Here is a 14,385-nt window from a genome sequence, read left to right as displayed (position 1 = left end):
AGAAGGGTTCATCAAACTGTCATAGGGGCAAACAGCATCTTATTGTTTCAAAACATGACAATAAAAAAGCCTCACGAGGAGGCTTTTAAAAACACATTTAAAATTAATATTTTATCCAAGTGACACTACGACCAATCACAGATACACCAACATACCCACGTATAGTTAAATGTTTTCCTGAAGCACTAAGTCTTGCTTTGCCTTTATAGATTTTTCCACCAATCGGGTCCAGAACTTTACCGTTTTGGAATTCACGTGGATTTTTTGGATCTTGTTTAAAGTCCCAAATAAATGGCAAGCCGATAAAAGGTTTATTTTTCAATTCACCTGGGCAGTTCGAGCAGACGCCCATTTTTTCAGTGCCAGGGACATTGCGTGTGGTGACAATGATGCCTTCATAGCTTCCATCGGCTTTTTTGCGAATTTCAACGTCTGCACGTGAATATCCGGTGCGGTCATCGACAGTTTTCCACTTACCCACTAGCGGATCGGTTTCCGCAGCGATTGACAATCCTGACAAAGTGCTAAGTACTATTCCGGCAAATAATTGTTGATATATTTTTTTCATTTCATCCCCTGAAAATTCAGAATTGTGTTTTTAGAGTAAGTTGCCTAATTTATATATAAAGCCCTACAAAATCAATGTGATGGTTTGTGATGTATTTGGCAGATTTTTTTAAAACACTGCTTTAATATGGAGTTTTTACTCTAATTTTTAAGTTAAAAAAGGCCTTTAATGATTTAAAGGCCTCGTGCTTAGTTTTTGACCCAAGTGACATTGCGTCCAATTGCAGAGCCTTCAGTACGACCATTGATGATCAAATGCTTGCCATTATTCATCAAACGAGCGCGTGCATTGTAGTGCTTGCCTGATTTGGGATCGAGCATCACTCCACCCACAAATTCATTGGGCTTTTCTGGATCAGCGCTTAAGCCGCTTAAAGTGGTTAAACCGACCATGGGTTTATTTTTCTGAGCACCGGTGCATTGCGTGCATGTCGAAACATTTGCTGTTCCGGGTACGCTTCGGCTTTGGATAATGGTGGCCGAATACAGGTCATGCTTATCTTTACGAATCACCACATCGGCAAGGGAATATCCTGTTCGATCATCAATGGTTTTCCATGTCCCCACTAAGGGGTCAATCGCTGCAAAAGCAGAGGATAAACTGCAGATGGAGAACATGCCGAACAGGATAGAAGGGAGGAATTTAACAGCCATATAATTACCCACATTACACAAAAAGCGGATGCCTAAAACTTAAAGGCATAAAAATATTATGGGTTTAATGTAGCCTGAAATAATATGAATATTCTAGTGATTTTTTAAGAATTGGTATTTATATTTTGAGCCAAAACATGAACGAGTTGGCGCTAAATGAGGTTTATGCTGAACGTCTACGCACTAGTAAAATAGTCGGAATTCATCTCAAAGTAGATTATTATCGGCATGATGAACTCGTCTGGAGTTGAGTTCATCATGCCAATGAAAGCCAAATGGCGACTTTAGTTGACGCGCATCCAAGATACCGTCCGGCCGAGAAGCGTGGTTCCAACATAACCTCGAAGTGTCAGGACATTGCCGCGCGCATTCAATTGCCCTTTACCTTGATAAGTATTGCCTGAAAGTGGGTCGATCACCTTGCCATCGGTGTACGCATTCTCTTTTGCATTATGTTTAAAGCCAGAGAATATCGGTAAACCAATTAAGGGTGCATTTTTGAGTTTACCTTCGCATTTTTCACAAATCGTGGTGACAGGGCGGTTGGGGATGGCATGCACTTTGGTGATTTTACCGCTATAGCTGCCGTCTTTTAATTTAGTGATTTTGACTTCAGCACGAGCATAGCCTGTTTTATCATCTATGGTTTTCCATGTCCCGACGAGGTCTGCTGCATGTGCTGTCATTGGGCCAAAGCAGAACATGGCTAAGGGAATAGCGAGTGTTTTGAGTTTCATATTTTATCCAGTTTTTTACATTATTTTTCTATTAAAAAATAAAGCTTTGTTGGTTTTTTTGACTTTATTTCTGGCGCGATTCTACTCTAAAAAAAATTGATCGCAAATACAGCTGATCATATTGAGGTTCTAAAGTTCGCAACCATTCGACTAAGCGCAAGAAAGTAGTAGGTCTAAATTTTGCGGGGACAACAAAAAAGCACCCCGAGGGATGCTTAGATTTAGGCTTTTAATCATGCAATGATTTAGCTGAGGTGTTGACCAAAAAGGGATAGAGCTTCTTCTGCCGTAAAAGTATATTTTGTATTACAGAATTGGCAGTCCATTTCAATTGGGTTTTGAAACTCTAGAGTTTCACGAACTGCAGCAACACCAATTTGTTCAAGTGCTGTCGCACAGCGTTCTTTTGAACATGTGCAGCCAAATTTTAAGGCTTCAGTTTCAGGTAGACGAACTTCTTCTTCGTTATATAAACGATATAAAATTTCGTTTGCAGATAAAGACGTTAACTCTTCTGCTTTTAATGTCTCGGTCAGCATGGTTAAACGTGGCCATAGATCTTCATCAACTCGGCGTTGTTCTTCTTCGCTGTTACGCGGCAATAACTGGATCAGTAAACCACCTGAACGGCTGTTGCTGCTTGCTAAGACGATGCGTGTCGGGATCTGTGCAGATAGATCATAATATTGCATCAAGCAACCCGCTAAAGTCGGTTTGTCTAAAGGTACAATCCCTTGATAACGCTCACCAAATTCAGGCTCGATATTAATGAAAAGTACTGGGTTTACCAAGGCTTTGAGTACCGTGCTGCTGTCTTCAGCGGTTTGAAAGTGCGGGTCTTCTTCATAATCTGCAAGTGCGCGAACTTCACCGAGATGATTACATTCCGCCATTGCCCATTTAAATGTGCCTGCTGCCTGAATTTGTAAGCTAATACGACCTTTAATTTTTAAGGTACTGGCCAACAAGGCAGTCGCGCTGAGCATTTCACCCAAGAGAATTTGTACAGCAGGTGCATAGTCACGCTGTGCAAGAATCGTTTGTAGGGCTTCTTCAAGATGAACCACTTCTCCACGAACAGGGCTATCTTCAATAAAAAAGCGTTGGCGTAAATCTGACATAAAATTCTCCATAACCCTGCTTTAATGGTGACGATATTGTAAAACACAAGTCATTCATTATCATCTCTTGTGACATCAATACGATGACGTTGTAAGCTGCGTTGTAAATCAACACCTGTAGGTTTTTCACGGGCTTGCGCATCACTTTCAAACAAATGTTCCAGTTCAGCTAAAGCGTTACGATGCGTTTCATAAATCTTTTGTTCATCGGTATAGATTTGCTGCTGTTGAGTCAGCAGTTTTTCATCATAATCACGGAACAACTCGATACTTTTATAGGCATCTTCATCGCTGATGCCTAAGTCACACAACATGTGATAGGCCATTCCTAAAGACGATAAATAGGTTTCACGCCAAATATGCTCAATCCCCAAATCACGCAGCAGATGCACCTGATGACGGTCACGCGCACGGACCAATAATTTTAACTGAGGGTAATTCAGGCGAATATGACGCGCCACGTTCATCGAGTCTTCAATATCATCTATGGCAAGGACGAACACTTTGGCATGTTCAATGCCCGCAGCGCGTAAAATATCTGGTTGTGTGGCATCGCCATAATATAGATGACCACCATAATTACGTACGAAATCGACTTTGTCTAAGTTGCTATCAATGGCGGTAAAAGACAAATGCTGTAAATGCGCCACACGAGCAATGATTTGTCCAAAACGTCCAAAGCCCGCAATAATCACAGGATTATGTTCATCCGGAATGTCGTCATATTCGGGGATGGTTTTTGGATTAAAACGTGGCAAAATTTGTGATTGTATTAACCAGTACAACATAGGGGTCAACACCATCGACAAAGTGACGATGAGGGTTAATGGCTCCAAAATGGCTTGCTGTACGACATTTTCACTTTTCGCCACACTAAAGACCACAAAGGCAAATTCACCGCCTTGAGCCAAACAGGTCGCCAGTAAAATACTGTTGCGCCATGAATTTTTAAGATAACGCGCAATCGCCGTAAGTGACGCCATTTTGATGAGCATCAGTGCCAACGCACCACCGATAATGAACCACGGCATTTCAACGAATAATGACAGTTCCGTGGTCATGCCTACGGTCATAAAGAACAAACCAAGTAAAAGCCCTTTAAACGGAGCAATACTGGCTTCGAGTTCATGGCGGAATTCAGAGTCTGCCAATAGCACGCCTGTTAGAAATGCACCGAGTGTGGTACTGATGCCGAGTACATCCATCAACACCACGACACCCAGTATAATAAATAAGCCGACAGCGGTGATCAGTTCATGCGCCCCACTTTTCGCGACGAAGCGGAAAAAAGGCCGCATTAAGTATCGACTAAATAAAAATAAGCCTGAAAAAGTCGCAATGATGGCGGCGAAATAGGCGATTCCATGATGTGATGATTCTGTTCCTGCGAGCAGGGGGATGACTGCAATCAGCGGAATTGCGGCCATATCTTGAAACAGCAAAATCGAAAAGGATTGTTGCCCATAGGTGGTGTTTAATTGCTGCTTCTCACTCAGCATCTGCAAGACAAAGGCAGTAGAAGAAAGAGCGAGAGCGAAACCGATAACGATACTGGCTGCAATGCCTTGTTGTAATGCAAAAAAACTGCCTAGCGCTAAAAGCAGACCGGTCAGACCAACTTGTAAACTCCCCATGCCGAAAATAGAACTACGCATGCTCCATAGTCGCTGTGGACGTAGTTCGAGGCCGATCAGGAACATCAGTAAGATCACACCAAACTCAGCAAGCTCTTGGATCGCTTCGGGATCACTGGCAATGTTAAAGACATCGGGGCCGAGCAAAATACCAGTGAACAGATATCCCAATACCGTTGCAATACCAAAGCGCTTGAGCAAAGGGACAAGCAATAAGGATGCGCCAAGGAAAATTGTGATCTGTAACAGTAGTGACATTTACTCGTCCTAGAGTTGTGTTTTTGGTCGAAAGTTTCAATTCAGTATGACTGATTTTTCAGACTGAATTGTACGCGTTTAACTGAGTTCCTGTGGGTCTATATCGAGGCTCAATTTCATATTTGATGGCTTGTTATGCAAGATGTTTTGCCACCAATAACGCAGATAATAATGTAAGCGCGCACGATCTGTAGACAGTAAAACCATGTGGGATTGATAACGTCCGGCTTTGCGCTCCATCGGGGCAGGAATCGGCCCCCAAATGTCAATAATTCCAGCAGAGTCCTGACGCAGCAATTGGGCATGTTGCTGTAAAAATTCAGTATTGAGTTCTTGGTTTTTGGACTCACAGCGCACCAATGCGGCATAGCGAAACGGTGGCATTTGTGCCATTTCCCGTTCTTTCATGGTTTCTTTGGCAAATTTTCGATAGTCCTCATTGACCAAGATATTCAAAAGCGGATGGTCGGGTCTTAGGGTTTGTAAAAAAACATCGCCTTTACGTTCACCACGGCCGGCACGCCCAGTGACTTGTACAATGAGCTGTGCAGTACGCTCGATGGCACGGAAGTCCACACTCAGCAGACCTGAATCGATATCTAAAATCGCCACCAAGGTGACGTAAGGAAAATGATGACCTTTGGCCAGCATTTGCGTACCAAGCAAAATAGCAGGCTCACTTTTTTGAATTTTGTCATAAATCTTTTGCCAACTACCAACGCGGCTGGTCGAGTCACGATCCACTCGAATGATGTCATGTTCAGAAAACAACTCATTTAAACTTTCTTCAACTTTGGCTGTGCCCATCCCAATAGATTTGAGCTCCTGATGATTACACTGTGGACAGTGATCTGGCATACGGTGAATGGTGCCGCAGTGATGACAATGTAAATGTTGATAAGGTGTGCGATGAACCGTGAAATTGGCATCACAGTGTGGACATTTGGCCTGCCATGCACAGCTTTCACAAATCAGTACAGGTGCATAACCGCGGCGGTTTAAAAACACCAATACTTGCTCTTTTTTTTCAAGCCGTTTACGGATTTCACCAATCAAAAGTTGGCTGATTCCATGCTGCTTCTGTGCCACTTTCAGATCAAGGATGTGCATTTTCGGCATGACCGCGGTGCCTGCGCGTTGGTTTAGTTCCAAAATTGTCATCTTGCTTTGTTTGGCAAGGGCATAGCATTCAATGCTAGGCGTGGCAGAACCTAAAATTACGGGGCATTGTTCCAAATGCCCACGGTAAAGTGCGACATCCCGAGCGTGATAGCGAAAGCCTTCTTGTTGTTTAAAGGACAGATCATGCTCTTCATCAATCACAATTAAACCTAGATTAGGCAGTGGGGTATAAATCGCAGAACGCGTGCCTAAGATAATAGACGCCTTGCCCGTTTGCGCAGCTTGCCAAGCTTGCATACGTTTTGAATCGTTTAACCCCGAATGTAATAGGGCAATATTGCAATGAAAACGTGATTGGAAGCGGCTAATGGTCTGTGGGGTGAGTCCAATCTCAGGAACTAAAACCAAGACCTGTTTGCCATGCTTGAGAACCTCTTGCATGATTTGTAAATAGACTTCAGTTTTACCACTGCCAGTTAAGCCATCGAGCAGGAAGGCCTGATATTTTTTACGTGCTTTTAATACGCTATCGATCGCTTTTTTTTGGTCAGGGTTTGCTGTAAGTGGCATTTGCGCCATGCTCATCGGCATCGGGCTAAAGTCTTGTTCTGCTAACACACATTCGCAGATACCTTTTTTCTCTAAGGCTTTGAGTGTTGCTGTTTCCACACCTGACAAATTTAAAAGATTTTCACCTGTGCCTGTGGGATGTAATTTTAGTATTTTATACGCTTCTTGTTGACGCTCTGAACGTTTAATTTTGGCTTCAGCATTATGGTCAATCAGATTCCATGTCCGTGCCAATAAATTATAGGGCTTTCCTTGGCGTAACAGCGTTGGAAGGGCACTTTGCATGACTTCACCAATTGGAAATTGGTAATACTGTGCAGACCATGTCAATAAATTTAAAACTTTCTCATCTAAAATGGCGCGATCATCAAGTAGTTCAGTAATGGCCTTGAGTTTAAAGCTTGAATCGAGTGGTGCATCGGGTGCAATTTTTTCCACGATGATACCGGTCAAATTTTGCCGACCAAAAGATACAGCAACGCGTGCACCTACTTCAGCTTTTTGGTATTGCTCTTGGCTTAAGCTGTAATCGAAGCAGTCGTATAAATATACCGGAACGGCGACTCGAACGCGGTAAATAGGTGTTGCAATGCTCGCTGAATTTGCCATAAAACGTGGATAAGTTCCTGATTAAATTTCGTCGTGATCGTAAAGGAGTTGTGTTAGAGTGAGCTCATATTTTATATCTAAGAATATGAATGATTTTGATGGTCAGACGCAACTGCGCTGATAGAAATTTTGGAAAATTAGAGCATTACAATGCCTGCATATCAGTTTACTGCCATAGACGTTTCAGGGAAGCAGCAGAAGGGTGTACTTGAGGGTGATTCTGCGCGTCAAATTCGTCAACAGCTCAGAGATCAGTCACTCATTCCAGTTGCTGTCGATCCGATAGAGCAAAAAGACAAACACACGCAGCAGCGCTGGTTTCAAAAAGGGCTGAATGCCTATGACTTGGCTTTATTGACTCGCCAACTTTCAGTTTTGGTTGCCGCTGCGATTCCATTAGAAGAAGCGATTCGTGCTGTGGGAAAACAAAACGAAAAAGCCCATGTGCAAAACCTGTTGATGTCGGTGCGTTCTAAAGTTTTGGAAGGGCATTCTTTAGCCAACGCACTACAACAAGCGGGACGCTTTCCTGAACTGTATATTGCCACGATTGCAGCAGGTGAGCGTTCAGGTCATCTCGATCTCATTCTCGACCAACTTGCCGATTACACCGAAAATCGCTTTGCCATGCAAAAAAAAGTGCAGGGTGCGATGATTTATCCGATCATCCTGATGTTAATGTCTTTCGGTATTGTGATGGGACTCATGACCTATGTGGTCCCAGATATTGTCAAAACCTTTGATCAAAGCAAAGATGCCTTGCCGTGGATAACGGTCGCTTTAATGAAAGCCAGTGATTTTATTCGAATGGCCTGGCCATTTTTATTGGTCGGTAGCGTAGTCTCGATTTTTCTCTTGGTTCGATTCCTCAGAACAGCGGCGGGACATTATGCCTTTGACCGATTGACTTTGAAATTACCATTATTTTCCAAACTGTCTAAAGGCATTAATGCCGCTCGTTTTGCCAGTACCTTGTCGATTTTAACCAAGTCTGGCGTGCCTTTGGTCGATGCTTTAAAAATTGGCGCAGCGGTCAGTAATAATTGGGTGATTCGAGATTCGGTCAACCTTGCGGCAGAGAAAGTAACAGAAGGTGGTAATTTAGCAACACAGCTTGAGCGAAGTGGTTATTTCCCACCGATGATGGTACAAATGATCAAAAGTGGTGAAAGTTCAGGCGAATTAGATCGGATGCTCGAACGTGCGTCGACGATGCAAGACCGAGAAGTGACGACCTTAATTTCAACTTTATTGGCGTTGCTTGAACCGCTGATGTTGGTATTTATGGCGAGCATTGTACTGGTGATCGTGATTGCTGTGATGCTGCCAATCGTGAATATGAATAATATGATTTAAAACATTCGAACAATGATGTGAACAGAGATTTGTAACATGAAAGTGAAGACAAAAAATATGAAGCAACAAGGTTTTACTTTAATTGAAGTGATGGTGGTCATTGTCATTTTAGGTGTTTTGGCTGCGCTGATTGTACCGAACGTGATGGGCCGTGGTGAAAAAGCCAAAGTCGATACTACGGCGATTACCTTAAAAACTGTGGCAGGTGCACTAAAGCAATACAAAATTGATAATGGTAAATATCCATCGATGCAAGATGGTGGTTTAAATGCCTTAATCACTAAGCCAGAATCTGCAAAAAATTGGTTACCAGATGGATACTTAAATGGGCAATATCCAAAAGACAGTTGGGACAATGACATTCAATATGTGATTCCCGGTTCTGAAGGCCGTCCTTATGATCTTTATTCATTTGGTGCGGATGGTCAGTCTGGCGGTGAAGAAAATGATGCTGATATTTACTATAAACACTAACTGAGAATAATTATAAATTCAGTTTTAATGGAATTAATCACTTCACTTAATAGGATGTTTCAATATTGAGTGAAGTGATAATAAATCTTAATTATAAAATTAATATTAAGTTGTTGAATTTACTTTAAATAACATAATATAAAATATGTGATATTTATAATAATAATTATTCCCAATTTTATTGATTACAATAATCGTAAAATATGAATAAATATAGGCTTTTCATTTAAATAAAACCGCGCATAATATCTTTTATGGTACTTTTTTAGCCATGGAGGATAGTATGAAAGCATTATTATTAACGGATGAAATTAACCAATTTCATTGGTCTATGCTGAAATCTGTTCTTTTGATTTTAAGTATTCTGCCGATCAGTCAAGGCATTGTGTATTTATGGCAAAGCACTGAGGGTAGTAGCCAAATTATGGTGGGCTTCTTTGCCATGAGCTTAATGAGTTCATTACTGGCTTTAAGTTTTTGGTCTGCATTAAAAGCGACTGTGGCAAATTTAAAACAAGAACATGCATCTGCCATCGAACATATGGTTGTTCGTCTTTATCGATATATTCCAATGGTATCTTTAGCTGCCATGCTTTCCTATTTAGTTACGCAGTTATAACCCCAAAATTAACCTTCCAAACTGGAGCTTGCTCCAGTTTTTTTATGTCTCATGCTAATGAACAGTTAGCCTACATCAAAGCGTACATTAATGTGATACGTGTTCTAAGATGACCTTACTTTGTCCGTTTAGACGCATCGAATGTCTGTTTCACATATCGTCAGCCTGAATGAAATTTTTATAATGCATAGATAGCCAGATGAAGTACAACAAAGAAAAGAAAGAGGGAAAAATGCAACAGATCGATTGGCAAGATTTTTTGAAAGTTGAATTACGTGTGGGGAAAATTGTGCAGGCTGAAGTCTTTGAGCAAGCACGTAAACCCGCGTACATTCTTCATGTGGATTTTGGAGAGGAACTGGGCATTAAAAAATCCAGTGCGCAAATTACACAGCTATATCAGCCGGAAAATCTATTGGGAAAATTGGTCGTTGCCGTCGTGAATTTTCCAAAAAAAACAAATTGGGCCGATCCAGTCAGAGTGTTTGGTCACAGGTTTTCATAATGCAGAGGGGCATGTTGCTCTTTGTGTGCCTGATGCAGAGATTCCCCTAGGCACTAAGTTACTTTGAAAAAGTAAGGTGAGCTGGCACCCTGAAAGTTTATCAATAAAAAACCGAGCTTTGGCTCGGTTTTTTGATCTTTTGTAGCGGAATTAACGGCGTGATTTAAAAGAAATATCAACTTTACGCGGGCGATAAATCCAACCGAGAACCAATAACAAGAATGAGAAAATCAACACAGGCCAATCACTTAAGCGTGTGTAAAGTGTCTCGCCTTGCATGGCAGGTAAATCACCACGAAGTACCGCATCTTTATCCATCGGTGCTTGTTTCACAATGTGGCCATTATGATCAATAAAGGCGGTAATGCCGGTATTGGTTGCACGGATAAACCAACGGCCATTTTCTTTGGCACGCATTTGAACCATTTGTAGGTGCTGATGCGGGCTCGCTGTTCCAGTAAACCATGCGTCATTGGAAATGGTCACTAGGTAGTCACTTTGACTGGCATTACGGCGCGTTAAGTTGGGATAAGCCACTTCATAGCAAATCGCCGCACCTAAATCATGACCTTTGACATTTAAAGGCTTTTGGTTGTTTGCGCCACGTGAAAAGCCACTCATCGACGGGTCATTTTGTAGGGCAGGTAGTACCCAACTTAACATCCCTGAAAGCGGAATGTATTCACCAAAGGGGACTAGACGTTGCTTCTTGTATAGACCAGAAGATTCATCACCAGTTGCCATGATGGTGTTGTAATACATAGGGTGTTGGTTTTGCTGTGATTCTGCCAAATCCCAATAGGGAATACCTGTCACCCAAGCCGTCCCTGTTTTATTGGCTTGGACTTTCATCGCATCCAGAAACGGCTCAATATCGGTTTGGAACATAGGAATGGAGGATTCCGGCCAAACAATGACATCACGCCCCCATTCGGTCCGACTTAATGACGCATACTTCATTAAGGTTTGAGCTTGGTATTCTGTTAACCATTTTAAATCTTGCGGAATATTGCCTTGAATTAAGGAAACACTCAGCGGTTTTTCATTTTTAGGCTGAACAAATTGCACTTGCCCTGCACCCCATGCACCGAGCAAAACAAGGGCAGAGGGAACAATCCAAAAGATGCGTTTACGCAGGATTTCAACCAAGGCGCAGGCCAATACAATGACCGCAAAAGATACTCCAAAGATCCCGAATAATGGCGCATAGCCATCGAGGAATCGTTCAGTAAATGCATAACCTGCAAACAGCCATGGAAAACCGGTAAAGACCCAAGTTTTACTCCACTCGAAAAACACCCACAGTGGCGCAAAGGTCAGTGGGGTTTCTGGAAAGAAGCGGCGGTAGAGCCAACTCTGAACTGCGGTAAACAGCCCCATCACAATCGCCATAATGGCAATCATCAAAACACTCAGTGCTGAATTGGTATCACCATAGACATGGATCGAGGTATACAGCCAAAAAGCCCCGACAAACCATAAGCCAAAGCCATAAGCTAGACCAATGAAAAACGATTGTTTAGGGGTACGCTGACTTAAGCATGCATATAGCAGGGCAGGAGATAAAATTGCCAACCACCAATAATGATAAGGTGCCAGCGACAAGCTGAATATGGCACCTGAAAATAATGCAATCAGCAAAGGATAGATGAAAGGTAGCTGTTTTTTTTGTTGTGAGTGATTTAGCAGCTTATCAAAGTAGGTTCTCATTTACGGACAGCTCGGATCAGATGAATAGTACGTGCATCTGCCTCCAAAATGGTAAATTCCCAGTTTTCAAGTTCAATCACTTGACCTTGTAAATCACTGACCAAGCCCATTTCTTGTAGCAGTAAGCCGCCCACAGTTTCTACTTCATCATCTGAAAAATCAGCATCTAAAAGATTGTTAAAGTGTTCAATTGGTGTAAGTGCTTGAACCAACCATGTATTTGCACTTAGTGGGTCTTCATCTGGAATGATAAATTGAGCTTCTTCATCGACTTTGTCGTGTTCATCTTCAATTTCACCCACAATTTCTTCAAGAATGTCCTCTAAAGTGACTAAGCCTGAAGTTGTGCCATATTCATCAATCACTACAGCGATATGGGTTTGGGTATTTTTCAACATACGTAAAACTTGGTCAGAACGCGCGCTCTCGGGTACAAATAAGGGTTGACGCATTAATGCACGAATATCGACTTTGGTGGTCGGTTCTGTCAAAAATGGCAACAAATCTTTGGCCAACAAAATACCGACAACATTGTCTGGCTGGTCTGAGGAAAAGACTGGGAAACGTGAGTGTGCAGATTCAACAAGTACATGCAAAATATCTAATAGCTCATCATCTTCTTGCAAGCTGATCATCGCAGTACGGGGGGTCATGACCTCGCGGATTTTAGTTGCAGGTAAGTCGAGTACCCCTTCGAGCATGGCAACTGTATCGGGTTCTAAGAAGCGACGTGAATCTTGTACCAATTTCAACAGTTCGTCACGGGTTTCTGGTGCAGTGCCCAGCCATTTACGTAAGCCGCGCATGCCCCACGACGGGCCGGATTCCTCTTGCATGATCTTTCCTAAAGACTCTTAATATCTAATAAATGATGATTTTATCATACCGTAGAAAATACAGTTGTCTATTGTTAATGTTGATCTAGATGATGAGCGATCAAGTCATTTTAAGACGTTATCATCTGCATTATTCAAGCTAACATTCGGTCGTTAGGATTATGCTAAAATAGGCCTAGATTTTAATACTGAGTTTTCTAATGTCTGAGCCTTCTGTGCCCCCATCAATTCAATTAAACACCCGTGGCTTACGTTGCCCTGAGCCTGTGATGATGTTGCATCAAGCCATTCGTAAATCAAAATCGGGCGATATTGTTGAGGTTTTTGCAACAGATAATTCGACCTCTTGGGATATTCCGAAATTTTGTATGCATTTAGGTCATGAGCTTTTGCTTCAAGAAGAACGTCTTGATGAAAATGGAAATAAAGAATTCCATTATTTGGTTCAGAAAGGTTAATTTAAGAGATTGTAAAAAATAATAATTATTAAGATATTACATTTTTATTAATAAAATAGGCTGGTCAAGTCTGATGGCTAGCCTATATCATTCGCAGCATAATTATACAAAGTTTAAAAAACAGACTTTTAAAATGTTAAATTCGATTGCTCTTATACTTGAAAAATTAGGCTTATCCGCCCAAAAACGTGCCATTCATGTGCAATTTTCCAACCCTGCGTTGAATGAAGAGCTTTTTATTCAACGTATTGATGGGGAGCATGTCTTAAACCAAGGCGTGCAAGCGACTTTGATTTGCCTATCTACTAATGCCCTTATTCCGCTAAAACAATTTATTGGCGCACAAGTCGCCGTTGATCAAGTAACCGATCAGGGCGAACTCTTCCGCACCACGGGTATTATTACCGAAGCCACCCAAGGGCAGAGTGACGGTTCACTCACCCTGTATAAACTCACTTTAGAAGATGCAACATCGCTGTGGCATAAACGCAGGAACAGCCGTGTGTTTATGAACAAATCTGTTCGCGATGTCAGTGAAACTCTCTTTAAAGAATGGCAAAGCAAAAGTCCGCTCTTTGCTGCCAGTCTAACGCTAGATCTAAGCGGTTTAAGTCAGAACTATGATGTACGACCTTTCATCATGCAGTCGAATGAAAGCGATTATGACTTTTTAACGCGTCTTTGGCGCAGTGAAGGCATCAATTGGCTCATCGATGAAGCGCAGCTGAAAGCACCACATTCCTCAGCGCCAATTGAAAAACAAAAACTCCGGCTGATTGATGACAATAGCCAATATCAAGCACTCAGCCGTCGTAGTATCCGCTTTCATCGCTCTAGTGCCACAGAAAAACAAGACAGCATCACCAGCTTGATCGGTGAGCGTAGCATTCAACCGACTGCGGTCCATGTGCAGCGCTGGCAAGCCGATGGACTCAGCCAAGAAGAAGGCGCAGGTTCAGTTCAAAGTAAACATCAGCATAGCCAAAGCCAAGACAATGCCAGCTTAAGTTTGGAACAAGCATGGCATATCAGCCCTGCATGGATGCAAGACTTAAAAGGCGAAGACCAAGCTACCGCTTCATCCAATAGCCAAATTGAAAAACTGAATCAAAACCTAACGCGCTATCACGAGCTACAATCGAAAAAATTCAATGC

General features: G+C 42.2%; 13 protein-coding genes and 1 pseudogene. 6 read left to right on the top strand and 8 right to left on the bottom strand.

Features of this window, described 5'->3' with window-relative positions; all coding sequences use genetic code 11:
• Positions 1–103 precede the first annotated feature (103 nt).
• The 6 genes from FTU06_RS13045 to FTU06_RS13020 form a co-directional block, all read right to left on the bottom strand.
• Entirely contained in the window at positions 104–568 is a 465-nt protein-coding gene (locus tag FTU06_RS13045; RefSeq protein ID WP_168377965.1) for a DUF2147 domain-containing protein, read from the bottom strand.
• 188 nt (positions 569–756) lie between these two features.
• On the bottom strand, positions 757–1,221 hold the full coding sequence (locus FTU06_RS13040; protein WP_168377964.1) for a DUF2147 domain-containing protein: 465 nt from the start codon (positions 1,219–1,221) through the stop codon (positions 757–759).
• 284 nt (positions 1,222–1,505) lie between these two features.
• Complete coding sequence (locus tag FTU06_RS13035; protein WP_180147069.1) at positions 1,506–1,958, bottom strand: DUF2147 domain-containing protein; 453 nt, start codon at positions 1,956–1,958, stop codon at positions 1,506–1,508.
• A 245-nt stretch (positions 1,959–2,203) separates the two neighbouring features.
• Positions 2,204–3,079 carry an Hsp33 family molecular chaperone HslO gene (hslO, locus tag FTU06_RS13030; RefSeq protein ID WP_078189788.1) on the bottom strand — a complete coding sequence of 292 codons (876 nt, stop codon included), beginning with the start codon at positions 3,077–3,079 and terminating at the stop codon, positions 2,204–2,206.
• Positions 3,080–3,129: 50 nt separating this feature from the next.
• Positions 3,130–4,971 carry a monovalent cation:proton antiporter-2 (CPA2) family protein gene (locus FTU06_RS13025; RefSeq protein WP_180147066.1) on the bottom strand — a complete coding sequence of 614 codons (1,842 nt, stop codon included), beginning with the start codon at positions 4,969–4,971 and terminating at the stop codon, positions 3,130–3,132.
• Between the two features lie 78 nt (positions 4,972–5,049).
• Positions 5,050–7,272: a primosomal protein N' gene (locus FTU06_RS13020; protein ID WP_180147063.1), complete on the bottom strand. Its 2,223-nt coding sequence runs from the start codon at positions 7,270–7,272 to the stop codon at positions 5,050–5,052.
• Between the two features lie 150 nt (positions 7,273–7,422).
• Here FTU06_RS13020 and gspF point away from each other — a divergent pair, with 150 nt between their 5' ends.
• The 4 genes and pseudogenes from gspF to FTU06_RS13000 all read left to right on the top strand — a co-directional run bounded on the left by gspF (position 7,423) and on the right by FTU06_RS13000 (position 10,293).
• On the top strand, positions 7,423–8,628 hold the full coding sequence (gene gspF, locus FTU06_RS13015; protein WP_180147061.1) for a type II secretion system inner membrane protein GspF: 1,206 nt from the start codon (positions 7,423–7,425) through the stop codon (positions 8,626–8,628).
• Between the two features lie 57 nt (positions 8,629–8,685).
• On the top strand, positions 8,686–9,102 hold the full coding sequence (gspG, locus tag FTU06_RS13010; RefSeq protein ID WP_373683967.1) for a type II secretion system major pseudopilin GspG: 417 nt from the start codon (positions 8,686–8,688) through the stop codon (positions 9,100–9,102).
• A 283-nt stretch (positions 9,103–9,385) separates the two neighbouring features.
• Positions 9,386–9,721, top strand: coding sequence for a hypothetical protein (locus FTU06_RS13005; RefSeq protein WP_180054286.1), 336 nt, complete (start codon positions 9,386–9,388; stop codon positions 9,719–9,721).
• 232 nt (positions 9,722–9,953) lie between these two features.
• Positions 9,954–10,293: pseudogene (locus FTU06_RS13000) on the top strand (tRNA-binding protein).
• A gap of 83 nt (positions 10,294–10,376) precedes the next feature.
• On the opposite strand, the gene lnt reads toward FTU06_RS13000, so the two are convergent.
• The gene (gene lnt / locus FTU06_RS12995) at positions 10,377–11,936 is read right to left on the bottom strand and encodes an apolipoprotein N-acyltransferase (protein ID WP_180147059.1); all 1,560 of its coding nucleotides are present in this window, start codon (positions 11,934–11,936) and stop codon (positions 10,377–10,379) included.
• Positions 11,933–12,772, bottom strand: coding sequence for an HlyC/CorC family transporter (locus FTU06_RS12990; protein WP_078189781.1), 840 nt, complete (start codon positions 12,770–12,772; stop codon positions 11,933–11,935). The genes lnt and FTU06_RS12990 overlap by 4 nt, the downstream gene beginning before the upstream one ends.
• Positions 12,773–12,972: 200 nt before the next feature.
• Here FTU06_RS12990 and tusA point away from each other — a divergent pair, with 200 nt between their 5' ends.
• Together tusA and FTU06_RS12980 are read left to right on the top strand one after the other, a co-directional pair.
• The gene (gene tusA / locus FTU06_RS12985; RefSeq protein WP_078189780.1) at positions 12,973–13,230 is read left to right on the top strand and encodes a sulfurtransferase TusA; all 258 of its coding nucleotides are present in this window, start codon (positions 12,973–12,975) and stop codon (positions 13,228–13,230) included.
• A gap of 133 nt (positions 13,231–13,363) precedes the next feature.
• On the top strand, positions 13,364–14,385 hold a 1,022-nt coding region (locus FTU06_RS12980), incomplete at its 3' end, for a phage late control D family protein (RefSeq protein ID WP_180147056.1).

This window comes from Acinetobacter sp. YH12052, from assembly GCF_013419835.1.
GTDB classification, from domain to species: Bacteria; Pseudomonadota; Gammaproteobacteria; order Pseudomonadales; family Moraxellaceae; genus Acinetobacter; species Acinetobacter amyesii.
This window is presented reverse-complemented; position numbering and strand designations above follow the sequence as displayed.

Bases quoted from the DNA above. Each gene is read 5' to 3' on its own strand.
- FTU06_RS13045 (WP_168377965.1), bottom strand. From the start codon at position 568: ATGAAAAAAATATATCAACAATTATTTGCCGGAATAGTACTTAGCACT.
- FTU06_RS13040 (WP_168377964.1), bottom strand. From the start codon at position 1,221: ATGGCTGTTAAATTCCTCCCTTCTATCCTGTTCGGCATGTTCTCCATC.
- FTU06_RS13035 (WP_180147069.1), bottom strand. From the start codon at position 1,958: ATGAAACTCAAAACACTCGCTATTCCCTTAGCCATGTTCTGCTTTGGC.
- hslO (WP_078189788.1), bottom strand. From the start codon at position 3,079: ATGTCAGATTTACGCCAACGCTTTTTTATTGAAGATAGCCCTGTTCGT.
- FTU06_RS13025 (WP_180147066.1), bottom strand. From the start codon at position 4,971: ATGTCACTACTGTTACAGATCACAATTTTCCTTGGCGCATCCTTATTG.
- FTU06_RS13020 (WP_180147063.1), bottom strand. From the start codon at position 7,272: ATGGCAAATTCAGCGAGCATTGCAACACCTATTTACCGCGTTCGAGTC.
- gspF (WP_180147061.1), top strand. From the start codon at position 7,423: ATGCCTGCATATCAGTTTACTGCCATAGACGTTTCAGGGAAGCAGCAG.
- gspG (WP_373683967.1), top strand. From the start codon at position 8,686: ATGAAGCAACAAGGTTTTACTTTAATTGAAGTGATGGTGGTCATTGTC.
- FTU06_RS13005 (WP_180054286.1), top strand. From the start codon at position 9,386: ATGAAAGCATTATTATTAACGGATGAAATTAACCAATTTCATTGGTCT.
- lnt (WP_180147059.1), bottom strand. From the start codon at position 11,936: ATGAGAACCTACTTTGATAAGCTGCTAAATCACTCACAACAAAAAAAA.
- FTU06_RS12990 (WP_078189781.1), bottom strand. From the start codon at position 12,772: ATGCAAGAGGAATCCGGCCCGTCGTGGGGCATGCGCGGCTTACGTAAA.
- tusA (WP_078189780.1), top strand. From the start codon at position 12,973: ATGTCTGAGCCTTCTGTGCCCCCATCAATTCAATTAAACACCCGTGGC.